Origin of the sequence: Gracilimonas sp. (assembly GCF_014762685.1) — a bacterium.
Lineage (GTDB): Bacteria > Bacteroidota > Rhodothermia > Balneolales > Balneolaceae > Gracilimonas.
On record NZ_JABURM010000006.1, the window covers coordinates 358,414 to 382,480 of the forward strand.

General features: G+C 41.9%; 22 protein-coding genes. 12 read left to right on the forward strand and 10 right to left on the reverse strand.

Annotated features, from left to right (window positions below; genetic code table 11):
• Positions 1 to 110: 110 nt before the first annotated feature.
• From HUJ22_RS11150 to HUJ22_RS11165, 4 genes are all read right to left on the reverse strand, one after another.
• Positions 111 to 1,346, reverse strand: coding sequence for an amidohydrolase family protein (locus HUJ22_RS11150; RefSeq protein WP_290877420.1), 1,236 nt, complete (start codon positions 1,344 to 1,346; stop codon positions 111 to 113).
• A 106-nt stretch (positions 1,347 to 1,452) separates the two neighbouring features.
• Positions 1,453 to 3,855 (reverse strand): DNA internalization-related competence protein ComEC/Rec2, encoded by a 2,403-nt coding sequence (locus HUJ22_RS11155; protein WP_290877422.1) that lies wholly within the window; start codon positions 3,853 to 3,855, stop codon positions 1,453 to 1,455.
• A 142-nt stretch (positions 3,856 to 3,997) separates the two neighbouring features.
• On the reverse strand, positions 3,998 to 5,143 hold the full coding sequence (locus tag HUJ22_RS11160) for a PQQ-dependent sugar dehydrogenase (protein ID WP_290877425.1): 1,146 nt from the start codon (positions 5,141 to 5,143) through the stop codon (positions 3,998 to 4,000).
• A gap of 28 nt (positions 5,144 to 5,171) precedes the next feature.
• A complete protein-coding gene (locus HUJ22_RS11165) occupies positions 5,172 to 5,630 on the reverse strand; it encodes a DUF255 domain-containing protein (protein ID WP_290877428.1) in 459 nt (152 codons plus the stop codon).
• A gap of 127 nt (positions 5,631 to 5,757) precedes the next feature.
• On the opposite strand from HUJ22_RS11165, the gene HUJ22_RS11170 reads away from it, so the two are divergent.
• From HUJ22_RS11170 to HUJ22_RS11180, 3 genes are all read left to right on the forward strand, one after another.
• A complete protein-coding gene (locus tag HUJ22_RS11170) occupies positions 5,758 to 5,961 on the forward strand; it encodes a hypothetical protein (protein WP_290877431.1) in 204 nt (67 codons plus the stop codon).
• 242 nt (positions 5,962 to 6,203) lie between these two features.
• Positions 6,204 to 6,626: a helix-turn-helix domain-containing protein gene (locus tag HUJ22_RS11175; protein ID WP_290877435.1), complete on the forward strand. Its 423-nt coding sequence runs from the start codon at positions 6,204 to 6,206 to the stop codon at positions 6,624 to 6,626.
• Complete coding sequence (locus HUJ22_RS11180) at positions 6,613 to 6,900, forward strand: hypothetical protein (protein WP_290877437.1); 288 nt, start codon at positions 6,613 to 6,615, stop codon at positions 6,898 to 6,900. Before HUJ22_RS11175 ends, HUJ22_RS11180 begins: the two co-directional genes overlap by 14 nt.
• Positions 6,901 to 6,982: 82 nt before the next feature.
• On the opposite strand, the gene HUJ22_RS11185 is transcribed toward HUJ22_RS11180, so the two are convergent.
• Positions 6,983 to 7,555 carry an NUDIX hydrolase gene (locus HUJ22_RS11185; protein WP_290877440.1) on the reverse strand — a complete coding sequence of 191 codons (573 nt, stop codon included), beginning with the start codon at positions 7,553 to 7,555 and terminating at the stop codon, positions 6,983 to 6,985.
• A gap of 63 nt (positions 7,556 to 7,618) precedes the next feature.
• Between HUJ22_RS11185 and HUJ22_RS11190 the strand changes: the two genes are divergently transcribed.
• The gene (locus HUJ22_RS11190) at positions 7,619 to 8,212 is read left to right on the forward strand and encodes a CDP-alcohol phosphatidyltransferase family protein (protein ID WP_290877443.1); all 594 of its coding nucleotides are present in this window, start codon (positions 7,619 to 7,621) and stop codon (positions 8,210 to 8,212) included.
• Between the two features lie 8 nt (positions 8,213 to 8,220).
• Entirely contained in the window at positions 8,221 to 9,174 is a 954-nt protein-coding gene (ftsY, locus tag HUJ22_RS11195; protein ID WP_290877445.1) for a signal recognition particle-docking protein FtsY, read from the forward strand.
• Positions 9,175 to 9,213: 39 nt separating this feature from the next.
• Here the strand turns inward: ftsY and HUJ22_RS11200 are convergent, their stop codons facing one another.
• Positions 9,214 to 9,339 carry a hypothetical protein gene (locus HUJ22_RS11200; RefSeq protein ID WP_290877448.1) on the reverse strand — a complete coding sequence of 42 codons (126 nt, stop codon included), beginning with the start codon at positions 9,337 to 9,339 and terminating at the stop codon, positions 9,214 to 9,216.
• A gap of 85 nt (positions 9,340 to 9,424) precedes the next feature.
• Here HUJ22_RS11200 and HUJ22_RS11205 point away from each other — a divergent pair, with 85 nt between their 5' ends.
• The gene (locus HUJ22_RS11205) at positions 9,425 to 12,349 is read left to right on the forward strand and encodes a CHAT domain-containing protein (protein ID WP_290877451.1); all 2,925 of its coding nucleotides are present in this window, start codon (positions 9,425 to 9,427) and stop codon (positions 12,347 to 12,349) included.
• Between the two features lie 56 nt (positions 12,350 to 12,405).
• Here the strand turns inward: HUJ22_RS11205 and HUJ22_RS11210 are convergent, their stop codons facing one another.
• Positions 12,406 to 14,031, reverse strand: coding sequence for a M28 family peptidase (locus HUJ22_RS11210; protein ID WP_290877454.1), 1,626 nt, complete (start codon positions 14,029 to 14,031; stop codon positions 12,406 to 12,408).
• Between the two features lie 19 nt (positions 14,032 to 14,050).
• A complete protein-coding gene (locus tag HUJ22_RS11215) occupies positions 14,051 to 14,791 on the reverse strand; it encodes a segregation/condensation protein A (protein ID WP_290877457.1) in 741 nt (246 codons plus the stop codon).
• A 97-nt stretch (positions 14,792 to 14,888) separates the two neighbouring features.
• Here HUJ22_RS11215 and HUJ22_RS11220 point away from each other — a divergent pair, with 97 nt between their 5' ends.
• Positions 14,889 to 15,434: a sigma-70 family RNA polymerase sigma factor gene (locus HUJ22_RS11220; RefSeq protein ID WP_290877459.1), complete on the forward strand. Its 546-nt coding sequence runs from the start codon at positions 14,889 to 14,891 to the stop codon at positions 15,432 to 15,434.
• A 102-nt stretch (positions 15,435 to 15,536) separates the two neighbouring features.
• Positions 15,537 to 16,316 carry a tetratricopeptide repeat protein gene (locus HUJ22_RS11225; protein ID WP_290877461.1) on the forward strand — a complete coding sequence of 260 codons (780 nt, stop codon included), beginning with the start codon at positions 15,537 to 15,539 and terminating at the stop codon, positions 16,314 to 16,316.
• Positions 16,317 to 16,338: 22 nt separating this feature from the next.
• Here the strand turns inward: HUJ22_RS11225 and ppk1 are convergent, their stop codons facing one another.
• Positions 16,339 to 18,576 carry a polyphosphate kinase 1 gene (ppk1, locus tag HUJ22_RS11230; RefSeq protein ID WP_290877463.1) on the reverse strand — a complete coding sequence of 746 codons (2,238 nt, stop codon included), beginning with the start codon at positions 18,574 to 18,576 and terminating at the stop codon, positions 16,339 to 16,341.
• Between the two features lie 91 nt (positions 18,577 to 18,667).
• On the opposite strand from ppk1, the gene ruvB reads away from it, so the two are divergent.
• From ruvB to HUJ22_RS11250, 4 genes are all read left to right on the forward strand, one after another.
• Positions 18,668 to 19,684 carry a Holliday junction branch migration DNA helicase RuvB gene (gene ruvB, locus HUJ22_RS11235; protein ID WP_290877464.1) on the forward strand — a complete coding sequence of 339 codons (1,017 nt, stop codon included), beginning with the start codon at positions 18,668 to 18,670 and terminating at the stop codon, positions 19,682 to 19,684.
• 114 nt (positions 19,685 to 19,798) lie between these two features.
• Complete coding sequence (gene metK / locus HUJ22_RS11240; RefSeq protein ID WP_290877465.1) at positions 19,799 to 20,923, forward strand: methionine adenosyltransferase; 1,125 nt, start codon at positions 19,799 to 19,801, stop codon at positions 20,921 to 20,923.
• Positions 20,924 to 21,094: 171 nt separating this feature from the next.
• Complete coding sequence (locus HUJ22_RS11245; protein WP_290877466.1) at positions 21,095 to 21,847, forward strand: hypothetical protein; 753 nt, start codon at positions 21,095 to 21,097, stop codon at positions 21,845 to 21,847.
• 82 nt (positions 21,848 to 21,929) lie between these two features.
• Complete coding sequence (locus HUJ22_RS11250; RefSeq protein ID WP_290877467.1) at positions 21,930 to 23,267, forward strand: amidohydrolase family protein; 1,338 nt, start codon at positions 21,930 to 21,932, stop codon at positions 23,265 to 23,267.
• A gap of 28 nt (positions 23,268 to 23,295) precedes the next feature.
• Here the strand turns inward: HUJ22_RS11250 and HUJ22_RS11255 are convergent, their stop codons facing one another.
• Positions 23,296 to 23,967 carry a hypothetical protein gene (locus HUJ22_RS11255; protein WP_290877469.1) on the reverse strand — a complete coding sequence of 224 codons (672 nt, stop codon included), beginning with the start codon at positions 23,965 to 23,967 and terminating at the stop codon, positions 23,296 to 23,298.
• Positions 23,968 to 24,067 lie beyond the last annotated feature (100 nt).

Consider the following 24,067-nt stretch of genomic DNA (forward strand, 5'->3'; position numbering starts at 1 on the left):
ACAATTTAATTATAACCTTCAATAACCCTGAAGGATACCGGTTTTTTAGCAAAAAGGCATGTTTTGAAACACCAGTAAGCCCTAAAATAAATTCTATCTCATAAAATAATTTATTCTTTCAGCCTATAAGGCAACCTGTTTAGAACAAGATGCCCATTACTCATAACCAGGATAACATCCTGAGTAGATTTTATATCTTCAATCGGGTTGCTGTTTAGGACAACCAGGTCTGCCTCAAATCCCGGGGCAATTTGGCCGGTTTTGTCATCAATTTGCAATAACCTGGCTGCATCTGTTGTTGCCGCCCGTAATGCCTCAAAAGGGGAAAAGCCCATTTCTACAAAAAAGGTCATTTCATGGCTAACGCGTGTAAGGCTGTTTGGTCCATAACCGGTATCTGCCCCGGTAACAATCGTTACTCCCAGTTCTCGTGCTTTTTTTACTGTTTCTTCCAATTCCGGCAACATGTGTCTTCCGCGGTTTCTGAGAATGGGATTATCATAATCGCCGCCGGGCTGTGTTAGATCATACACTGTACTGAAAGTTGGTACAAAAAATGTTCCCTTTTCGGCCATTAGCTTCAGTGTTTGCTCACTTAAATAAGTTCCATGTTCTATACTCCTTGCTCCCGCCCGAACCGCTGCGTATGAACCTTCATCTCCATGGGCATGAATCTGGATTGGGACATCATACTTGGCAGCCTCATCTACAACAACTTTCAGCTGTTCCTGAGAATACGTTTGCTTGCGGGGGTCCGTATTTGGCAAACCGGCTCTTTCCGTTCCCCTTGTCTTAATGAACATCGCTCCTCGTTCAACATTGACCCTGACAAGCTTCCGCAGAGCTTCTTCACTGGTCACACCATTAAAAAGTGAAGCAAGTTCAGGGTCCGCCAAAATACTTTCACCTAAATCAGGGGTTACGAATATGCCGGCTGGTATCATATCCGGCCCGGCCAAATAGTTATTATCAACTAAATTTTTAATCGCTACATCCTGGAAATAAGACACGCTTGAGCTTCTTACAGTCGTGACGCCGGAGTGCAAAGCTCGTTCAGCGGCAGACATAGAACTAAGGTGGGTGTGGGCATCCATGAAACCTGAAAGTATATACTTGCCATCTAAATCTATGGAATTATATCCTTCCGGGGCTTGATTTTCACCGCGGATAATTCTCTCAATTTTTCCTTCGGATACTAATATCATCGCATTTTTAACTATCTCTTCACTTTCTTGATCAACAAGGTGCCCATTTACAAATGCATAATTTTTATGTTCAAGTTGTTGAGCCCAAAGAGGGCTGCTAAATACAAATGCAAGGACTATAGTAAGAATGGATTTTTTCATGATATGATTAGAAAAGTTCTTTTTTGGATGAATAGGATTATAACAAAAGTTATTTACTAAAACTGCCAGCACACAGAACTCACTATCTCAACTTTTATACCATGTATCACCAACCAACCCTTTTAATGTTTTCCCCGTCCGATTCAAAAATAATAGCTCGTTCTCGGCTTGTGAATAACACCTGAGCTTCTGTTTGGCTTAATCGTTGCAGAGCTTCTTTATGAGGATGCCGAAACCGGTTATTCTCAGCAAGGGAAACCAATGCCTTTTCGGGGGTCACATAGTTCAGAAAAGCAACCCCTGAGCTGGTTCTGCTGCCGTGATGGCCCACTTTCAGTAAGTCTGTATCTAATAGGTCTCCATAATTACGTACCAGCCTTTCTTCTTGATTTTCGCCTGCATCGCCGGTGAACAAAAACTCTGATTCACCATAGATAACATTCAAAACCACAGAGTGTTCGTTGGGATCAGAATTATAAAATTTACCGTCGGGCCCTAAAATTAAAAACAGCATCGCCGGATCTATTCCCAAAGTATCCCCTGATTGAAGAGGTTTGACAGGGATTGATTTCTCCCGGGCCAAAGTCTTATACCTTTGATAAAGATTAGAATCATACTCATAGCCTGAATCATAGATCACATTAATGGGCACTTCTTCTATTAAATCCGGAATCCCTCCAATATGATCAGCATGCGGATGACTGAGAATCACGGCATCCAGTTTTTCAATTCCGGATGATTTCAGATGTGGAACAATAACGGATTTCCCACTGTTATAACCGGGAGACCAAATTCCAGCGTCAATCAAAATATGCTTTCCGGAAGGGGTGCTTAGCAGGGCAGCATCACCTTGACCCACATCAAAAAAAGTGACCTTAAGTTTGGCGGGTTGAGTTTTCTGAATTACGTGAAATGACAACATTAAACAAGCCGTCATTAAGATCCCGATGCTTAATTTCCATCTAAGAGCTGTAATTTGCCAGGAAGAAATGGTGAATATCACTAACAGCCAAAGCACAAAAATGAGATTACTTTTCAGGCTAGCGGTTGTCCACGCCCAATCCCATGTTGACGCTATATTTACAAAATCACTCATCCATCCTAAGAAAAGAAATGAAGGGTAGTTTAGGATAAAACCAAGGCCCGGAAGAACTGCTGCTATAAACAGTGCAACTAATGAAAGAGGGACTACTATCCCCAAAAACGGAACGAACAGGGCATTGGCTATGGGGCTTACTAATGAAATTTCCCCAAAATAATATACTTGCAGAGGATAAAGGCCAAATTGAACCACCAATGATACAATAACTACCATCAAGGGTTTCCCATACCAGCGAACTCTGACCCAATAAGGAAGGATGTTTTGTATTACAGGCAGGATTAACAAAATTATCAGTACCGCTGAAAAAGATAACTGGAACCCAATTTCAAACAGCTGAGCCGGATTGATGATTAAAAGAGCAATTGCTGCCGCTGCCGTCAGGTTTATCGAATCATTTATGCGATGAAACAATTTGCCGTAACTCAGAAACCCTGCCATTACGGATGCCCGCATAACTGAAGGGGAAAACCCCGTGATTCCCGCATAACAAAACAGCAATATAATCAGCAGAGCCAGCCCAACTTTACTACCGTGTTTCCTGGTCCAGAAATATGGAATTATAACCCAGAACGGGGCCACGATAAAGCCCACGTGTAAACCCGAAACAGCCATAATATGAGAAAGCCCCGCCCGGGCAAAAGCTGCTTTAGATTCGGAGTCCAAATCCTGCTTATAGCCAACCAACAAAGCCTTGGCAATGGGTGCCGTTGCTTCGTTAAAGTTTTTATCCACCAAGTCTAAAGCTTTCTCCCGCCACCAAACCCATTCTGTCAGCTCATCATTAGGTATAATTTTATGAAGATCGACCGCTTTTATCTGCACCGAAATTCCCTGTGATTGTAAGTAACCTTTATAGTCAAAATCCTGAGGGTTTCGTTTTTCGGAAATGGGAATAATCGTACCCGTGAATACCACTTCGTCTCCCAGCGTGGGCTTTACAGACAGCTCGTCTGCCAAAATCCGTGCTATATATTTTTGGGAAGAAGAAACCTGTCCAAAAATTGTTTCCTCAACCGAAACATCCCATCGTACTTTTTCGGCAGCCGTTTTAGAAATGGATTGAATCGTACCCGTTATCTGAACTTCTTCCCAGGAAAAGACCTGGAGCAACCGTATGGTTTCGGAGGTCTCCTTTTCTGAGTCAATGCTCATTCGAAAAACGCCAAAAGCAATGATTGTCAGAAGAAAGGCAAAGGAGCTTAGATTTGTGAGAAATGCGCTGATTACATAGGTATTTCGCCATTCTATGAGGCCATAGGTAATTGCTGAAAAAGCAAAAAAACTTGTAACCAGAGAATGAGAGGGGTTATAAAAATAAAAAAACAGAATGCCCGCGATCAGCATTAAGGCAATTCTGACCGCCGGATATCTGCTAAATGGAAATTGATATGATGATCGTCGCTCCATATTAGTTAGAGCGATAAAAACCCAATTCCTTACAAATTTTTTTATCGATGTTTGCTTTAAATCAGCAAAAGCTGATTAACACACATTGCAAACAACTTTACAGGCTTTGGAAGAATTTTCCAGGGAGTCCTATGATACCGGATTAATCTTCAGACGGCACTAAACGATAAACCCCGTCGCCTTCAGCGGTAAAGTAAATATAGCCATCCGGACCTTCTTCAATGGCACGAATTCTGCCTACACCTTCTACCAGTTTTGTCTCACCAAGAATTTCATTTCCTTCCACATCTAAATGCGCTATATAGGAAAATTTGAGCGATGCAACTAATAAATCGCCTTCCCATCCCGGGTATTTATCACTTGTGATAAAAGCCATTCCGGCAGGGGCGATAGATGGATCCCAATACAAAATCGGTTGTTCCATTCCTACCCTGGCAGTGTCTTCTGCAAATTCGGTTCCATTATAATTGATGCCATAGCTGATAACCGGCCATCCGTAATTATTACCAGGCTCAATTATATTCACTTCATCACCGCCGCGAGGCCCATGTTCGTTCGCCCACAATACTCCGCTTTCAGGATTTAAGGCCATTCCCTGGGGGTTTCGGTGCCCATAAGAGTATGTAGCTTCTTTAACCCCGTCTTCACCCACAAAAGGGTTGTCTGAGGGAATGCTTCCGTCATCATTCAACCGATAAATCTTACCGCCATCCCTGGATAGGTCTTGAGGGTTTACGTCGCGGTTACCACGGTCTCCAATCGAGAAAAACAAATATCCCTCGTTGTCAAAAACAATGCGACTGCCGTAATGTTGTCCTCGGGTTGAATTTGGCTCAGCCTTATAAAGCACTTCCGTATCTACTAATGCATCGTTTTCAAGTTTAGCGCGGATTATAGCCGTGTTACTTCCTTCCCCTTCGCCCGCACTTGATGAATGGGAGAAATATATCCAGCCATTTTCTTCATAATTGGGATGAAGCTCTATATCCAAAAACCCACCCTGTCCGTTTACATGAAGTGTTGATGGAATTCCCTCAGTAATTTCAGCAATAATTTCTCCATCTTGAATTCTGTATAAAGAGCCTGACTTTTCTGTTACCAGCATATCACCATCAGGCAGAAAAGCAATGCCCCATCCAATCTGGATTCCGGATGCTACCTTTTCAGCTTCCACTTGCAAATCTTCAGCCGGTGGTTTTTGGGCTTGGTCTCCGGCTTGTCCATTGCAGCCGGCTGCAATCAAAAAGATCGCTAATACCATGCCCATATTAGCAGTAATTTTTTTCATCCTCATAATAATCCCTGATTAATTAATGTTATTGATATAAAAATTGTCTGAATTCATCCACGCCCATATAACCGGTTTTTTTCTTAATAACGTTTCCTTCTACATCCAAAATCAGGGACGTCGGAAATACATAAGCCCCTTTGCTTTGCGCAAAATCTTTAGCGGCTATTTCCTTTCCGTTAAATTGAATCTTCTCCATAGAGTTTCCGTCTATTCGAACCGGAATGTAGTTGGCATCCATCACCTGCCTTACTGTAGAATCCGGAAACACCTCCCGATCCATAGCCCTGCAGTATTTGCAGCCAATTTCATAAACATCCACAAAAATAAGTTTGTCAGAGGAAGCTGCCATTTGCTGAGCTTCGTGAATTGGGATCCATTCCGGAGAGTTATCATTAACCGGGGCCTGTACATTACTCAATGAAACATACACAAAGACCCCTAAGAAAATGCTTACCACTATTATGAAAATATTCTTCTTTTTCATGACGTTTTTTAGATTGAACATTCTAAAATACTAAAAGTTAACGTGTGATTTAACTGAACGAATTTAAAACAGGTTAAAGTTCAAAAGCTAAAGACAGATTTTTTTACCTTCAGAAAAAATTTATTCTATGAAAGAAAGAGATTCCTATCGCCTGGGGAAAGTGCAGGTAACCATTACAGAAACCGATAAACCCAACAAACTTAATGTAGAATGCTTTGACGGGGAATATCACTCTGAATTTACAGTTAGTGAATATGAGTTTAAAAACTATCGCAGGTTGATGAATCAGCGTATCACTCAGGCATACAAAAATATTGATGAAGAGGAGTGATTTTGTGCGTTACTAAAAATTCATGCCTCGGAGCGAAAGGAAGGTAAATCTCAGACATAAAAAAAGCCGGCCTTTTTGGGACCCGCTGCCTTGTTTTTTGAATAACTGTACTCAATATACGGCGGAAGCCTAGCCTCAACCAAATCTAATTTCTTTTATATAAGTAATAGTAACTAATGTAAAATTATTTGTAGTTTAATGGTTGGTAACAATAATATTTATTCATTCAATTTAGAGACGTAATGCCTAAAAAAATTGGAAATCTTACCCTTTATTCCGTTGATGATCTGCATGAACAACTCGGAATTTCAAAAATGACCCTTCGCACCTACCTGCGCGAAGGCCGAATTCGCGGCCGTAAATTGGGGGTGAGTTGGTATGTGACCGAAGAGGCCATCCGGGAATATTTTGAAGAGCCTCAGCCGGACTCCGGCACTACCCAAAAAAAGAAGAACAAAAAAAAACAGTATCGATACATTGTTCAGGGCATCAATGATCTTGTGAGTGAAACTGAAGAATGTGAAACCATTGATGAAGTTATTCAGATATTGAACGAGCAAGCTATTATCAGTTTATTCCAGATTCGCATTGTGAACCGGGAGACAGATGAGATCACAGAAATCATTAAAGCCAGAGATTTTTTAGACAAACATGCTAAAGCTTAAAGACACCGGATTGGAGGAATTTTCTTTTGGAGAAGACTCTGATGATAAATTCTATGTATTGGTAAATAAGAAAATCAGTCCGGACGGAATTGATGTTGAGAAACTCAGCAAGGCCAACCCCATGAAATTTGATTCCATACTTAATGAAATGGGCTGTATCCTCATGCTTAATGGCCTGGAAGTTGCAGAACTGTGTATGCGGGGAGATCTCGATAACGAAAATCTCCATGAAAGCATGTTTGAGCTGGCGAAGGAAGAAGGGATTATTCGATAGTACATTGGGGCAGCCCAGACATATCGGCTCAGCGAGCCGATATACGTACCGCGGCTCGCTGAGCCGCCGATTTCTTGGCAGACTATTTAGTTAATTTAAACGGTCCTTCGCCCTGCCACCACTTCCATGCCCGTAACAAGCAAATCACCGTTTTCCCGTCATTGATCTCTCCGGAGTGAACCATCTTTACCGCTTCTTTAAAAGGAATTCGCTCTTTGGTTACAAATTCATCCTCATCTACTTTTTGAGCAGTCTGCGCTAAATTCCAAGCCACATAAATATGGATCACTTCATCCGAATAGCCAATGCAGGGATAGAAATGCCCGATATAAGCAAAGTCGCCGGTTTTCACGCCGGCCTCTTCCTGTAATTCTCTCAAAGCCGTTTGGTCTTCCGTTTCTCCGAAATCAATTTTACCGGCAGGAACTTCCCAAAATATCTGCGACATGGGATAGCGAAACTGTCGAATCATCATCAAATCCCCATTTTTAAAAACCGGTACTACTGCGCAGGCACCCGGATGTTTAATCCATTCGCGTGATGATACCCCTCCGTCCGGCAGTTTCGCTTCATCATAAAAAACATGAAGCAGTTTTCCCTTAAAAACTTCTTTTGATGTCAGCTTTTTTTCGACCAGTAATTTATGCTCGTTCATATTGGTTTATGTACTACAATGACTGTAAATTTGGATCGGCAATATCGCAAATAAAAACAAGGTTTGGCTAGTACAACTCAAAATATAGACGGCAAAAAAGTTCAGGTTACCGGACGAGTCCTCACTTGGTCTAATACCATTTCTTTTACCCGCATATTGGTTGCCTTTCCGGTTGTGTATTTGCACTATCAAAATAATTTCCAAGTAGATACTGCCATATTAATTTTGATTGCCTATGGTGTCATATCAGATTATCTGGATGGTTTCATTGCACGAAAGACCAATACTATTTCTGAACTTGGCAAGATGATTGACCCTATTGCCGATAAGCTCTGTGCCTTGGTACTTTTTATTTATACAGTATGGATTGGCTGGATCCCGCTCTGGTTTTTGATTGTTGCCGTGATCCGGGATGTCTTAATCATGTTGGGCTCATACTATATTAAAAAGAAATATGATAAAGTAGCCATGGCAATCATGTCCGGAAAAATTTCAGTAAATGTTTTAGCACTATACTGGATTTCGGTATTTTTCTTTCCTGAGGCTCAAAGCACACACATGTTTTTGATGGCGTGTTCGGTAACTTTAATGGTCATATCTTGGATCGATTACTTTAATCGCTACCGCCTGATTATGCGCGGGGCAAAATTCAATTAGTTTTATACATGGGATTTCTCGAAAAATTAGGACTTAAGAAAAAAGAGAAGCTGGATGAAGGCGTTGAAAAAAGTCGCGATGGCTTGCTCAACAAAATCGGTAAGGCATTTGTCGGAAAAGACAAAGTTGATGATGCCATCCTGGATGACCTCGAGGAAATTCTTATTACTTCCGATGTCGGTGTAAACACCACCATCGAGATTATTAAGAAAATTGAAGCCCGGGTAGCCAAAGATAAATACGTGACCCAAGATGAGCTTCAGACCATGCTCCGTGAAGAAATTGTAGACCTGCTCGAAAACAACGCCCCTGACAAGCCCGCTGAGTTTGAAGCTGAGTTTCCCGTAAAACCGCACATCATTTTAGTGGTTGGTGTAAATGGTGTGGGCAAGACTACCACTATTGGAAAACTGGCTCATCTCTATAAAAAAGCCGGTAAAAAAGTGATCATGGGAGCCGCTGACACCTTCCGCGCTGCTGCTGTTGATCAGCTTAAGATCTGGAGTGAACGAGCAGATGTCCCGATCATCCAACAGGGACAAAATGCTGACCCGGCTTCAGTGGCATACGATACCGTTGCAGCGGCTAAAGCCCGCGGCAGTGATGTAGCCTTAATCGATACCGCCGGACGTCTTCATAACAAAAAAGCGCTGATGGAAGAATTAGCCAAGATCAAACGGGTTATGGGCAAAGTGGTAGAAGGAGCCCCTCATGAAGTCATCCTGGTTCTGGACGCCTCCACCGGGCAAAATGCCCTTCAACAAGCACGGGCTTTTACCGAAACAGTTGATATCACGGGCTTGGCGCTTACAAAATTAGACGGGACAGCAAAGGGAGGGATTGTAATTGGCGTTTCGCACGAATTGAATGTACCGGTTAAGTATATCGGACTTGGTGAAAAAATTGAAGACTTGCAGGTATTTGACCGTGCTGATTTTGTGAATGCTTTGTTCGGGGAATAAAAAAAGCCGGGAATCCCGGCTTTTTTTAGCTTAAGTATTTTAAACCGGATTTGTGTCATCGGTTTCCCCGTTGCCAGAACCCCCTCCTTTTCCTCCATCATCCTCACCGCTATCATCAGGATCAGTATTTTTAAAATATATGTTGGGTAAATAGTTATTTTTCATTTTTAAATATTATTTCTTAATAGTTCTCTACCAAAAAACAATTTATTATCAGCACATTCAATTAGGAAGGAGTAATATTTCTTAAATGAAAAACGTACTTACCATAACTTTTTTGATCACTTTTGGATTTGGGCAAATTTTAAATGCCCAGGTATCTCAGGGTGACTCTCTCTTTGTCCTTGGAAATGAATCTTATTCCGACAGAGATTATGCCCGTGCCGCTGAGCATTACCAAAAAGCTATAGACCTTTTTCTGCAAAAAAGTGATTCTTTAAAATGGATGGAAGCTTCCTTTGAATATGCAAAAACGCTTTACGTAAGTGGATCTGTGAATGAGGCTCTTGAAATTTTTCGTACACTCGACAAAACACCTCTCCAGCAGATTCCCACATCTTTACAAATAAACATCAAAAATTACATTGGTCTTATACTAAGGCGTTCCGAGCAGTATGATGAATCACAGAAGTTTTATTTGGATGCCTTGAAAGTTGCTGAAGGAATAACTGATTCCAGCTTGATCGCACGGCTTAATAATAATATTTCCTATACCTACCAAAATACAGGTGACTATGAGACTGCCCTTTTTCATCAGCAAAAAGCCAAAGAAATTTATACCGATTTAAATAATGATGCACGTCTTTCGTATGTCTTAAATGGGATTTTTCTGACTATGATGGAGTTAGGACTCCATCAACAAGCAGAGCCCTATATCCGCAAAAGCCTTAAGATACGTGAAAAATTAGAAGACCCTCGCTTACTGGATATCGCTTATCACAATCTGGCCTGGAATTTTGAACGGCAGGGAAAAAGAGACAGTGCCATCATTTACTACCAAAAGTCGTTGGAGCTGTCCAGGATGCTTGAAAACCCCTACGATATCACCCAAACGCTGGAAAATATCGGGAGTTTATTCGACCGTTCAGGAGATTTTGAAACCGCCCTTAGCTACTATAACGAAGCCTTGGCCATTAATCGTGAAATTAACCGCCCGGTCTCCACGGCAGATGGCTTGGTTCGAATTGCACGTATTGCTATTAGAAACAACGACCTTGAAAATGCAACGGCTTTCTATAATGAGGCCTTGGAATGGATGCAGGAGGTCAATGATCCAAAAATTCTTTCTAATTTATACCTGGATATTGCCAACCTGGAGCTTTTAAAAGGAAATTATGGAGTGGCAAAAGAATTTGTTTCCAATGCACATGATATCGCCTTTGAAAAGCAGTTTCAATTGCGGCAAGTCAGATCACATAATCTGCTTGCGAAACTTTATAAAATTGAAGGGGATCTGCAAAACAGTCTGAAGGAGTATAAAAAAGCTTATAAACTTTCCTCCTCTTCGTCTATACCTTCTAGAATTTCGCCCTCAATGAATCTTGCTAAAGCTTATAATGAAGTCTCTTCAGACAGTGCCTTTATAATTGCAGAAGAAACCTTTTCTCTTATCGACTCTATTCGCACCAACGTAGCCGGACTCACTTTCAGGTCCGGTTTTTTCCGGAAACATGCTGGCTTTTATAATGAAGTGGCCTCTTGGTATATCAACCGGAAAAACAACCCCAAAAAAGCCTTTGAGCTGATCGAGTCTGCTAAGGCACGAGTATTGATGGATGAATTGGCTGAGGATCGGGAAAATGAGCTCGCATCTCTGGACGAACCCACCCTCATTAAGAAACAACAAAAAGCCAAACAATTGGACCGGTTGTATAATCAGCTTGAAGTGGCTAAATCAGTACATGAGAAAAACTCCCTGCGGGATGAACTCAAAGACCTGGAGTTTGAGTACCAAGCATTTCTGAATCAAATTCAGACAAGTAACGCACATCTTAAAGATTTTAAATATCCCCAGCCGGTTACCCTCAAACAGGCTCAAGTCATGCTGGACTCAGAGACAGCTATTCTGGAATATGCTTTTACTGAAAACAGCCTAATCCGGCTTTTTATTACCAGAACCGGAATCTCGGGAAGCGTCTTTACCCCAAATGATCCATTAACAGCAAACCAATACTTTACGGAACAAATAAGGGGTTACCGTGAAGCGATTACCAATAAAGATCCAATGAATAAGATAGCGAAGCTTGGGGCAGGTCTATATAATGAACTTATTCCCGGTTTGGAGCTTAACAATGATACTAAAATTACCAACCTACTTATTATTCCCGGTGGAGCACTCACCTTTTTACCATTTGAGTCGCTGAGCAATAACAAGCGTTTTTTAATCGAAGACTTACATATCAAATATCTTCCATCCGCTTCTATCTATTCATTTATAAACAATCCTCACCGAACTACAAGTTTTGAATTACTGGCCCTGGCCGGCTCCGGTTTTGAAGGAGGCAGCAATGCCAGCCCCTCCAGCTCCCAGGCTTCCTTTGCCTCCTTACCATCCACCTTATTGGAAGTGGATTCCATTTCAGTGAATTTTACCAATTTAAAAGTTCTTAAGAATGAAGATGTTACCGAAGCTGCTTTAAAGTCTCATGAATTGGGTGATTTCCGGTTTATTCATTTTGCAACTCATGCCGAAGTCAACGAAGAAAATCCGGCCCGAAGCGGATTACTCCTTTCAAAAAAAACGGAGATGGAGTCCTTGTTTGGAGAAGATGGCTATTTAAACAGCCGGGAGATTTCCGGCCTTAGATTAAATGCGGACCTGGTGACCTTAAGCGCTTGTAACACCGGAATGGGCAAAATTGTAACGGGTGAGGGATTACTAGGTTTACAGCGTTCATTTCTATCAGCCGGAGCATCTTCTGTGATGGTTAGCCTTTGGAGCGTTTTTGACCGGAGCACTTCTGTGTTCATGTCAACCTTTTACAAGCAAATGCTGGCTCACGAACAGGAAGATTATGGTCTGTGGAATCAAACCCTGGATTGGTTCGGGATGTATGAACATCCGCTGTTTGATTATAAGGCTAAAGCCCTTCGCGATGCCAAACTTTACATGATCGACCATCCATACTACAAACACCCGGTTTATTGGGCTCCTTTCATCTTAATTGGTAAATAATACCCCAATAAAGAGCTGCGAAAGTTCTTCTTGCTCAATATTCAGTGTCCGACATTCTATCTCGGCTGAACCTGCGTTTTTTCGATAAACTCCTGGTTATCAACTTCAGGCCGATCAGGCGAATTCGCCAACAAGGCCGTTAGGTTATACACCAGCTGTGTTCTTTTGGTGAGCGGCCCAAAAGTGATCTTCTCTATATGGTCAGATGGCCGGTGATAATCGGCATGTACACCGGTAAAAAAGAATACAAATGGAACTCCAAGTCGGCCAAAGTTCCAGTGATCACTTCTGCGGTAAAACTGATTCGGATCGTTAAGATCATTATACCTTTTGCTCAGCGTCAGATCTGGCCCCATGGTATTAGCCATTTGAGTGAGGCTATCCAAGCCGGAAGAAATAATTTCTCCGCCGATGATATAAACATAATTACTATCCGCTATATTCTCTTCATCCACCCGGCCAATCATATCAATATTAATATTGGCTACGGTATTTTCGATTGAAAAAATGGGGTGGTCTGAATAGTATCGGGACCCCAGCAACCCTTTTTCTTCACCTGATACATTCAAAAAGAGCACACTTCGTTTTGGCCCAACCCCGGCTTCTTTTGCAGCGGCCATGGCTTCTGCTGTTTGAAGAGTTGCAACGGTTCCACTTCCATCATCATCAGCACCATTATATATATTATCCCCGGTTGAATCCGGTTGGCCAATTCCAACATGATCATAGTGAGAACTTAATACTATCACTTCATCCTTAAGATCCGGATCGCTGCCTTCCAAAAAACCTACAACATTTTTTGTAACTACTGTGTTTTCATTAACTAAAGGATTGTGATCAAGAGTAAAATCTAACGCTTTCGCTTCAAAAGACACGGGCTCGGTAACAATTTTTTTCTGGATTTCCTCCAAAGCCTCTACTTCTTTAACCCCCAACAACGTAGCAGCCAATTCGGGATGAATTCGATTAAAAGCAGGTGCTAATCCTCCTCCGTTTTCCTGAAGATATTTAAGAGACAGTCCCCTGCCCATACCAAAACCGGCCTTGCGGTTCTCAGCTTCCATCTCGTAATCAGCTACATCTGTTCCCACTAATATTATTGCTCCCAAAGCATCTCCAGAAAGCATCGTTTGCAAATGGTTCATGTTAGTATGGTCTCGGTCATACAATATAAAAAGCCACTTTCCTGCCGTTTGTTCGGGATATTGGTTGATTCCCTCTTCCTCATCGAACATTCCGGCCCCTGCAAATACAACAGAACCTGATAATGAATCACTGCCTCCAAAAATTGTTACGAAATTTGCATCCTCCTGTTTATTGTGAGTTGAATTGTCAACAACAGAGTCTGCAGCAGTACTTTTCAGCTCATAATTAAATTGTTCTACGGTAGGCTGAATAAGTTCATAATGCTGAAAATAAGAACCGTCATCTCCCACCGGTTTCAATCCCATTTCCTCATATCGCTTAGACAGGTAACGGGCTGCTTTCTCTTCCCCAATGGTCCCCGTTTCACGACCTTGAAGCGAATCATGGGCTAATACAGCCAAATCATTATAAAGCCCACTCTCCGTAATCGTTGATGAAAATGAATAAATATTTGGCGGGGTTTGAGAACTTTTGTTAAAAACGCTGCAAGCTGAAACGGTAGCAATTGCTGTCAGTAAAATAATTTTTTTTATCATTACGGTAATCCGGTTTGGGTTAAACACCTATAATTTCATCTACAGGCTTTAAATCGATATAAAATTCGGTAGGGTCTTCTTCGAGAAATAAATTGATTTGTTGCTCTTTAATCATCTCCAATACTGCCAAGAATGTCACTACAACATAAATTTTATTCTTAAGTGTAGAACAGACTTCCATAAATGTTTGCCGGCCTTTTTCATGAAGTCTGTTTAATACAAATTCAGCTTGTTCTTCAACAGTGGTACTTACTTTTTCAACATGATGGACAACATTTTTTCTTTCAATATCTTGCAGAACTTTTTTGAACGCTGCAATTAAATCAAACATCGTTACATCCTGCAGGGCTTCTCCGGTGGCTTGTTTTTCTACGACATCGGCCTCGGGATAACCACGCATATATTTTTTACGGGTTTCTTCATCCATGTCAGCCATTTTTTCTGACATTTCTTTATATCTCTTATACTCCAATAATCGCTGAACGAGCTCATAGCGTGGGTCCGTTTCATCTAATTCATCATCTTCAGAATCTTCTCTCGGCAGCATCATTTTCGCTTTGATCGACATCAACATACTGGCCATCAGGATAAATTCGCTTGCTACATCTAAGTCTAATTCTTCAAGCACATAAATATACTCCAAAAACTGTTTTGTGATATAAGAGATGGGAATATCGTAGATGTCTAATTCATCTCTTTTAATGAAAAACAGGAGGAGGTCGAGAGGACCTTCAAAGTTATTTAGCTGGACTCGATACATACACTAAAACTACACTGTTAAGAACTAAATTTCTTTATTTTCTTTTTCATTCTGAATGTTATTTTAACATTTGTTTTAATTTAGCATAATTATGAGCATGGATTATTCAAAATTTGTAGATGCTGTATTACAGAATGATCAATCTGTCATAAATAAACAGGTTAAGGTGATTACTGCTGTGCTTATAAAATTCTTAACGGTTCGGATGGATGCCTCCATTGAAGATGCTCAAGATTGCGCACAAAATACGCTCATGATTGCTATAGAAAAAATCCGAAATGACAAATTGTCTCACCCGGATGCCGTTATAAACTACCTGTTCACTACCGCAAAACATGAATATTTTAAGCAACTTTCAAAGGAACGGGAAGTGAATTATGAAGACCTTCCTGAGCATCATTTTGAGAAACCGGATCAACTTCACCGATTGGTGGATAATGAGAAAATGACCATCCTGGAGCGCTGTATTGAGGCTTTAAAAGCCGATTATAAAAAATATATTGAATACTGGTTTCAAAACCCCGGCTACGAAACTTCCGTTGTTGCCGAGCACTTTGGTATCTCCGTAAACAATGCCTGGACCAAAAAACATCGGGTCATAAATGTGCTTAAAGAATGCTTCGAAAAAAAAATTCAACTTTAACTGTAAGGAATTCCTTTTTCATCGCTCTTACTATATGAGTTCAGCGTTCAGAATGTATTTGTTAAATACATTCTGTTCTGATTATAATAAAAACTTTTACTGATGAATAACTCGAGAGAATTAGAAATAAGACAACGTATCGATGCCTATATAAAAGGGCGGCTTAACGAGGAAGAAATCCAGGATCTATGGAATGAAATAGCAAAGAATCCTGAATTGCTGGATGTACTTGAATTGGAAGTGAACATAAAGACATTAATAGAGCGCAAAGTCCAAAAAAACACTATCGGAGCTCGTATAAATAAACTGCCAACATGGACTTGGCGTGCCGCTGCAGCTGCCGTTATCATTATTATTGCTCTTATTCAGCTGTTTAAAGTTGATCCCTCCTCAGACTTAAATCAACTTGTAGTACAAAAAATTAATCTTGGCGAGATTGAAACCTCTGACGGTGTCCGGGCCAAGGATTTACGGATTACTACCGCTGACTCATTACTTAACCTTGGTTTTGAAGCTGCTATTTCCGGGAATGAGAAACGTGCACTCGAGCTTTTTAATGAAGTCTTAAATGATTTTGATGAAGAACCGTATAGCTCAAAAGCTTTTCTGAATAAGGGAATTATACTTTACAACGAACCCGATTATGAGGCTGCTATTTTGGCCTTTAGAGAAGCGGCTAGTCGTGCAGAAAGCAGCCGCATGATAACCGAAAAAGCATATTGGTATCTTGGGAATGCCCTAATTAATGTAGGCGATCTTGAAGCTGCCCGGGAGGCGGTGTTCGAGGCTTATCAACTGGATGGGGTTTTCCGTAACCCGGCTTTCAGGTTGCTGCAAAAGTTAAATGAAGAAATCGGCGATGAAACCTTTTATGTTGAATAATTCAGATTAACCAAAAGTGTCACTATGCCTTAGGGATGGGTTCGTCAGATTCTTTCATATGATTCATTAAAAAATCATGTGCACTTAATTTCGAGCTTCCCTTTATTTTTTTAGCTCGATCATAGCTTCCGTCAGCATTTAACAGCCATCGCTGTTTGTTGTCATTAAAATAAATATTAAGCACAAACTGCAGATACTTTTTTAGATTTTCATTCTCAATTGGGGTAATAGCTTCAACACGGGCATCCAGGTTTCTGTGCATCCAGTCTGCCGATCCTATAAAATATTTATGTTCGCCGCGATGGTTAAAGTAATAGACTCTTGAATGCTCTAAATAACGACCGATAATAGAGTGTACCGTAATGTTTTCACTTAGTCCTTCTTTTCCTGGGATTAATCGACACACACCCCGAACTATTAAATCAATTTTAACTCCGACATTAGATGCTTCATATAATTTTTGAATTATTACCGGATCCTCCAGGCTGTTCATTTTGGCGATAATGCGCGCCGGCCTGTCGTTTTTGGCTTCTTCAATTTCATATTCGATCAACGCATCCATTTGTTTGCGCATATGATGAGGGGCAATCAGTAATTTTTCAAACGACTGTTCCGGAGCATATCCGGTCAACAGGTTAAATACATCCGTAACATCAGAGCCAAGCTGTTCATCACAGGTAAACAAGGCTAAATCTTCATAAAGCTGTGCAGTATCCGGATGATAGTTTCCGGTTCCGATATGACAATAGGTCCGAAGTCCGTCACTTTCCTCACGAACCACCATCGTTAATTTGGTATGAATTTTAAGTCCTGGGATTCCATAGGCTACGTGTACTCCATAATTTTCCAGTTTTTGTGCCCAGGTTATATTACGCTCCTCATCAAACCGGGCCTTGATTTCAACAAGTACGGCTACTTGTTTTCCCTCTTCTGCGGCATTCATCAATGAGTGCATCAGTGGAGAATCTTTGGAAGTCCGGTACAAGGTCTGCTTTATTGCCAAAACATTAGGATCACGAGCGGCCTCCTCAATAAACCGTTGGGTAGAAAGCTCAAAGCTATGGTAGGGATGGTGGACCATAAAGTCTCCCTTCTTAATTACTTCAAAGATACTGGGTATTTCTTCCTCGGGATTATGTTTCAAAGCAGGGTGCAGAACAGGGGTCCAGTTGCGTTCTTTAAGGCGGTTAAATCCACTCAGCCGGGCTATTTCCATTACATCAGCCAACCCAATGGTGCCTTTCATTTCATATACGTCATTCCAATTAATATTCAGGTTTTTTACCAGATATTTTTTCAGGTGCTTGGGCATCTCTGCGTCAATTTCCAAACGAACGATTTCAGCAAATTTTCGCTCCCGCAATTCGTCTTCAATGGTCTCCAGCAGGTCTTCTGCCTCTTCTTCATTTCGGTCCACCGAAGCATTTCGTGTAACCCTGAACATGTGTGCAGAAAGCACCTTCATTCCCGGGAAAAACTGGTTCATTTTCTCGCGAATCAATCCCTCAATAGGAATTAAAATTACATTATTGCCCTTGCGCTGCACCTCTACAAATCGGTTTCGGTTTGCGGGAATTTTGAGCCGTGCAAAAGATTTTTCCTCTGTTCGCGGATTTAATAATTCTATGGCAAAAGAAAGACTTTTATTAGAAATGAAGGGAAAAGGGTGAGACTCATCTACAGCCAGCGGTGTCACAATGGGATATACCTGCTTTTGAAAATATCGGTCACTCACACTTTTTTGATATTCTGTAAGCTCACTATAAGATAAGATCCGGATTCCTTTGCTCGACAATTTTGGCAACAAGTCATCAAAAAAACAGCCGCGATAAGCTTCGATCATCTTATGAACTTCATGCCGCACGACTTTAAGCTGATCGGAAGGGGTCATTCCATCTACGGAAAGCTCCTTCACTTCTGCCATTAATTGCCTTTTGAGACCGCCAACACGCTTTTGAAAAAATTCATCCAGGTTAGAGCATACGATAGAAAGAAATTTTATTCGCTCGAGAATTTTATTTTTTTGGTTCTGAGCTTCAGCCAAAACACGTTCATTGAACTTAAGCCAGCTTAGTTCGTAATTGAAGAAATAGTCACTGCCAAAAATTTTTAACTTGCTGGAGCGCAGGTCTTTTTGCATACCCTTCCGCTTAAGAATCTCATTCTTTTTGGGATTTGCCAGTTTCTTGGCAATTTTGGTTTTTTGGTTCCCCGGTTGAGTCAAAGAAACTTCATCCGGTGATAACGAGGACTTTTTCATCAGAGCCACAAATTAATTAGCATGCGCATTTAGCCTTAAAACTAAGTATAATTCTGTAAACTTAGCGTTAACAAATAGACAACAATATAACGTGAATAACCCGCTTTTAAATCCCGAAGAAAAAGAAGAAGTTTTTGAACAGACGGTTCGTCCCGGCTCCCTTCAAGAATTTATTGGGCAGAAAAAAGCCATTTCCAATCTTTCTGTTTTTATAAAAGCCGCCAAACAGCGGGGGGATGCACTTGACCATGTGATTCTTTCCGGCCCTCCCGGCTTGGGCAAAACAACTCTCTCCTATATCATCGCCAATGAAATGGGGGTAAAAATTCGGCCGACCACAGGCCCGGTTTTGGAGAAACCCGGCGACCTTGCCGGTATGCTTACCAATTTGGAAGAAGGCGACGTGCTTTTTATTGATGAAATTCACCGACTCAACCCTGTGATCGAAGAATACCTGTATTCAGCGATGGAAGATTATAAGCTGGATATTGTCATCGACTCGGGCCCTAATGCCCGAAGTATTCAGATTGAATTGAACCACTTTACCCTGGTTGGAGCCACTACCCGTAAGGGATTGTTAACGGCTCCGCTCCGTGCTCGCTTCGGAATTGATATGCGGCTGGATTATTACGATGTGGAGCTGCTTCAGCGGATTGCCTTGCGAACGGCTGATATCATGGGTTTGGGCATCACGGATGCCGGTGCTCACGAAATTGCCCGGAGAAGCAGGGGGACTCCAAGAATTGTGAACAAGCTTCTTCGGCGAACCCGAGATTTCGCACAGGTTGATAATGTAGAAACCATAGACGAGAAAATTGCCGACAAGGCACTCAACGCCCTCGATGTGGATCAAAACGGCCTGGATGAAATGGATATACGTATTCTCAAAGCCATCATTGAAAACTATGACGGCGGGCCGGTTGGTTTGAGCACCTTGGGTGTGGCCGTTGGCGAAGACAAAGGTACCATCGAAGAAGTTTATGAGCCGTTCCTCATCAAAGAAGGCTTTATGCAGCGCACGCCCAAAGGACGAATTTGTACGAAGAAGGCCTATCAGTACCTCGGTATCGACCCCAGTAAAAAGGATGGGGATTTATTTAGTTCATAGCTTTTTTCTCCTCAAATCTTTTTAACTTTGCGCCCTTTATGATCACCGCCTGAATTTAACGGCCCATTATTTTCCTAACCGAAAGCACCTTATTATTCAGAATATATTATTAGCATGAAAAATCTCTTTACTTCAGAATCTGTATCCGAAGGACATCCGGATAAAATAGCCGATCAAATTTCCGATGCCATTTTAGATGCCCTCCTCACCGACGACCCCGAATCCCGTGTAGCCGTAGAAACTCTTGTAACCACCGGGCTTGCTGTAGTTTCCGGAGAAGTTACTACCGATGCTTATGTGGATGTGCAGGAGATTGTTCGCCAGGTAATCCGTGAGATCGGCTATACCAAACCCTCTTATCGTTTTGATTCTGAAAGTTGTGGGGTGTTGACCACCATTCATACCCAAAGCCCTGATATAGCTATGGGGGTTGACCGAAATGGCGCCGGAGATCAAGGAATGATGTTTGGGTATGCTACCCGGCAAACGCCCGAGTTCATGCCTATGCCACTGCAGTATTCACACAATTTACTGCGCGAGTTGGCCCGGATTCGCAAGGAAACGGACCTGATGCCTTATCTTGCCCCGGATAGCAAGAGTCAGGTTACGATAGAATATGGCGATGACAACCAACCTAAACGCATTCACACCATTGTACTTTCAACCCAGCATGATGCAGACGTAGAGCAGGAACAAATTAAATCGGACATCAAAAAGTACCTGACCTCCAAAGTACTGCCTGCCGAATTATTGGATGATGACACCATCTATCACGTAAACCCGACCGGCAAATTTGTGATCGGCGGACCGCATGGCGATACCGGCCTTACCGGACGTAAAATTATTGTAGATACCTACGGCGGATTTGGCGCACACGGCGGTGGTGCTTTCTCCGGAAAAGATCCATCCAAAGTGGACCGAAGTGCAGCGTATGCTTCCCGGCATATCGCAAAGAATATCCTGGCTGCCGGTCTCGCCGATGAATGCCTTGTTCAGCTTGCTTATGCCATCGGTGTTGCGGAACCCGTTTCCATCAACGTAAATACGTATGGAACCGGGAAAATGAGTGATGTGGAACTAGCCGACAAAGTGGCTAAAACCTTCGATTGTACTCCAAAAGGAATCATTGAGCGGTTCAACCTGAAATCTCCCATTTACAGAGAAACGGCCGCTTACGGTCACTTTGGAAGAGAGGAATTTCCGTGGGAGAAGTTGGATTATGTGGATAAACTGGGTTAGAGAATCTTGAACACCGAACAAGGAACATTCAACCTCGAAGTTTGAGATTGAATGTCCGATGTCCAGTTGAAAATGTATCGCGGTGCCTCCGGTTCCAAGCACAATATTCTTTCTCTTCGACAATCTCCTCAATTCTGTTATTTTCCGTGAATTCTTAATTCAATGGAGTTCATGGATAACGAGCGCTTTCAGTCTGATTCCGGTCAGCCATCAATAGAGATTTTTGATATCACCATCATGGAACCGATGGTAACCTTCACCGACCTTTGGATCACCGCCGTTTGTTTATTTGCCCTTCTCAAACTGATAAAACTTAATAAAAAGGGAAAAGTCCATCAGTACATGCGCTGGTATTTTGGGATCATGGCACTGGCTACTTTTTTGGGCGGAGTTTTGGGTCACGCTTTTCAATACGCAGTCGGACTGGAATGGAAGCTCCCCGGCTGGCTTATTAGTATGTTGGCAGTTATGGCCATAGAACGCGCATCTATCATGCACGCCCAACCTGTCATTAATAAAAAATTCGGCAAGTTCCTGGAAGTGGCTAATGTGGTTGAACTCCTTACCTTTGCGGTAATCACTTTCTCTACTTTGAATTTCTTCTTTATACAGGTCCACTCTGCTTATGGTCTTGGCTTGGTTGTTCTGCCTCTGCACTTTCTCGTTTATTGGCGAACACGAAATGAGGGCAGTCGTATTTTCTTTCTCACTGTAATTTTCGCTACCCTTGCTGCCTTCTTCTATACCAGTGAGATTGGCGTTCACACCTGGTTCAACCACCTGGATGTGGCGCATACCGTTATGGCCATCAGCATGTATTGTTTTTATCGTGGTGCCCGGAAACTGGAGGTGCTTAAGTCGAAAGATATTAAAGAAGAAAAAGGGACCTTTGGTGAGGCTGTAAGGGATGCCCTAAAAGGCTAAAGAAAGTTTTACAGTAAGAACAGATAACAGAACTAACTTAAATATTATATTAGTTTTTGTACTTCAACAAATCTCCGATTCCATGAAAAAATTAATCCTTCTCTCCATCAGCCTGATCTTAACTGCCTGTTCTTCTGATCCATCTCAGGATACTATAACGGTATTCACAAATGTAAATGTGATCCCTATGGATAGTGAACAAGTCCTGATGGATCAAACCGTAATCATTGATGGTGACCGGATCGTTGATTTGGTTCCTTCAGATGAAATAACCTTACCACCTGGAGCTGCCATCATTGATGGTTCCGGAAAGTACCTGATGCCCGGCCTGGCTGAAATGCATGGGCATGTCCCCCCTACGGATCCCGGACCTGACACCCCCGATTATTTTGATGATGAATACGTGGAAAGCACGTTATTCTTATATATCTCCGCCGGAATTACCACAGTCCGAGGAATGCTAGGATATGAAAATCAGCTGGAACTAAAAGATCGCGTTAATTCCGGAGAATTGGTCGGCCCAAATCTATACCTGGCAGGCCCGAGTTTTAACGGGAATACCATTTCATCCCCTGAACAAGCCGCTGAGCGGGTGCGCGAACACAAAGAGGAAGGCTGGGATCTGCTCAAAGTTCACCCCGGTTTATCCCTCGAAGAATATGACGCCATGGCTGAGACCGCACATGAAGTAGGTATAACTTTTGGCGGGCATGTTCCGGAAGAGGTCGGCGTAATCCATGCCATTGAATCCGGGCAGATCACCATTGATCACGTGGATGGATATGTGAATTACCTGCAGCAGTTCGGGAATGAAGAAATGGAGGAGAAATTGGCGGAAGTTATTCAGCTTACCAAAGAACATAACGTGTGGATCGTCCCGACGATGGCGCTGTGGGAAACCATCATCGGAGCTGCCGATTTCGAAACCATGAAACAGTATGATGAACTGAAGTATATCCCAAAGGCCGTTAAGCAAAATTATTTCAATTTCGCAGATAATCCCCAAAGTGGTTATACCTCCGAAAACCCTCAAGCACATGCCGAACTGCGCCGGCAGATCCTAGATGAAATGAATAAAGCCGGAGTTAAAATTCTGATGGGAACCGATGCCCCGCAATTATTCAGCGTTCCCGGTTTTTCTATTCACCGCGAACTGCCGCATATGAAAGCAGGCGGAATGAGTAATTATGAAATCATCAAAAGCGGCACCAAAAATGTAGGCGAGTATTTTGCACAGCAGGATGATTTTGGAACCATCGCTGAGGGTCAACGGGCCGACCTGATTTTACTTGCCGGAAACCCAATGGAAGATCTGTCTCATATACAAAATCACCTGGGCGTGATGGTTCAGGGGAAATGGTACTCCCGGGAAATGATTGATAACAAACTAAAGGAAATTGAGGCTTATTACGCCGAATGAACTCTAAATAATCACAGACTCTCTGTTATCAATTGTCTAGCAAATCCCTGACTTTATTTTCGAGTTGTTCGGTAACTCCGCTTTTCAGAGCTTCTTTCATAGCCTTTTGCAGTAATGGCCTCAAAACCTGACGTACACTTTGTTTCACGGTATTGTTTCCATCACGTCCAATATCGTTTAGGGTGAATTCAGCAAGAGTTACTTCGGTTGTTCGCTCTCTTTCTAAGCTGCTGCTCACTTTTACGCTTCCATCCTCAATTAATAAATGATTAATAATTAAGGAAGGAACTGAGGGGTCATCAGAAGCCAAATCCATGTTATCATTCAACGTTTTGAGGTTGACACCAACTCCTATTTGCTCAAAAAACAGCTCAGGATTTTTTACTATGATTTCATTCACCACAATCTGATCAGAGAAAAGTGACCGAATATCAACCTTCATTGATGCTTCCTGAATATAAAGGGCCGGCTCATCGCTGAAATTCTCAGGATTTTGAACAGTGAATCCATTAATAGTTCCGCTCCCTCCAAAGATCGAAACGCTTACATTTTCCACAGTAACCGGGGTTTGTAATAATTCTGAGCCGTTTTCTTCAATGCCGGATTTAATCATACCATCTAATGACAGGGTAATCACTATTAAAGCCGCTAAAATTATCACAACTAATCCGCCAATTATTTTTGCTGCTTTATTTTTCATGATTTTTTCCTCACTGGTTTATTGTACCACTTTAAATACAAGCTACAGAATATTGTTTCATTTTCCTCTTTTTACGAAGCAGTTCTTTTATGGCACTTCT

Excerpts from the sequence above, each read along its gene's own strand:
- HUJ22_RS11150 (WP_290877420.1), bottom strand. The coding sequence starts at position 1,346 with ATGAAAAAATCCATTCTTACTATAGTCCTTGCATTTGTATTTAGCAGC.
- HUJ22_RS11155 (WP_290877422.1), bottom strand. The coding sequence starts at position 3,855 with ATGGAGCGACGATCATCATATCAATTTCCATTTAGCAGATATCCGGCG.
- HUJ22_RS11160 (WP_290877425.1), bottom strand. The coding sequence starts at position 5,143 with ATGAAAAAAATTACTGCTAATATGGGCATGGTATTAGCGATCTTTTTG.
- HUJ22_RS11165 (WP_290877428.1), bottom strand. The coding sequence starts at position 5,630 with ATGAAAAAGAAGAATATTTTCATAATAGTGGTAAGCATTTTCTTAGGG.
- HUJ22_RS11170 (WP_290877431.1), top strand. The coding sequence starts at position 5,758 with ATGAAAGAAAGAGATTCCTATCGCCTGGGGAAAGTGCAGGTAACCATT.
- HUJ22_RS11175 (WP_290877435.1), top strand. The coding sequence starts at position 6,204 with ATGCCTAAAAAAATTGGAAATCTTACCCTTTATTCCGTTGATGATCTG.
- HUJ22_RS11180 (WP_290877437.1), top strand. The coding sequence starts at position 6,613 with ATGCTAAAGCTTAAAGACACCGGATTGGAGGAATTTTCTTTTGGAGAA.
- HUJ22_RS11185 (WP_290877440.1), bottom strand. The coding sequence starts at position 7,555 with ATGAACGAGCATAAATTACTGGTCGAAAAAAAGCTGACATCAAAAGAA.
- ftsY (WP_290877445.1), top strand. The coding sequence starts at position 8,221 with ATGGGATTTCTCGAAAAATTAGGACTTAAGAAAAAAGAGAAGCTGGAT.
- HUJ22_RS11200 (WP_290877448.1), bottom strand. The coding sequence starts at position 9,339 with ATGAAAAATAACTATTTACCCAACATATATTTTAAAAATACTGATCCT.
- HUJ22_RS11205 (WP_290877451.1), top strand. The coding sequence starts at position 9,425 with ATGAAAAACGTACTTACCATAACTTTTTTGATCACTTTTGGATTTGGG.
- HUJ22_RS11210 (WP_290877454.1), bottom strand. The coding sequence starts at position 14,031 with ATGATAAAAAAAATTATTTTACTGACAGCAATTGCTACCGTTTCAGCT.
- HUJ22_RS11215 (WP_290877457.1), bottom strand. The coding sequence starts at position 14,791 with ATGTATCGAGTCCAGCTAAATAACTTTGAAGGTCCTCTCGACCTCCTC.
- HUJ22_RS11220 (WP_290877459.1), top strand. The coding sequence starts at position 14,889 with ATGGATTATTCAAAATTTGTAGATGCTGTATTACAGAATGATCAATCT.
- HUJ22_RS11225 (WP_290877461.1), top strand. The coding sequence starts at position 15,537 with ATGAATAACTCGAGAGAATTAGAAATAAGACAACGTATCGATGCCTAT.
- ppk1 (WP_290877463.1), bottom strand. The coding sequence starts at position 18,576 with ATGAAAAAGTCCTCGTTATCACCGGATGAAGTTTCTTTGACTCAACCG.
- metK (WP_290877465.1), top strand. The coding sequence starts at position 19,799 with ATGAAAAATCTCTTTACTTCAGAATCTGTATCCGAAGGACATCCGGAT.
- HUJ22_RS11245 (WP_290877466.1), top strand. The coding sequence starts at position 21,095 with ATGGATAACGAGCGCTTTCAGTCTGATTCCGGTCAGCCATCAATAGAG.
- HUJ22_RS11250 (WP_290877467.1), top strand. The coding sequence starts at position 21,930 with ATGAAAAAATTAATCCTTCTCTCCATCAGCCTGATCTTAACTGCCTGT.
- HUJ22_RS11255 (WP_290877469.1), bottom strand. The coding sequence starts at position 23,967 with ATGAAAAATAAAGCAGCAAAAATAATTGGCGGATTAGTTGTGATAATT.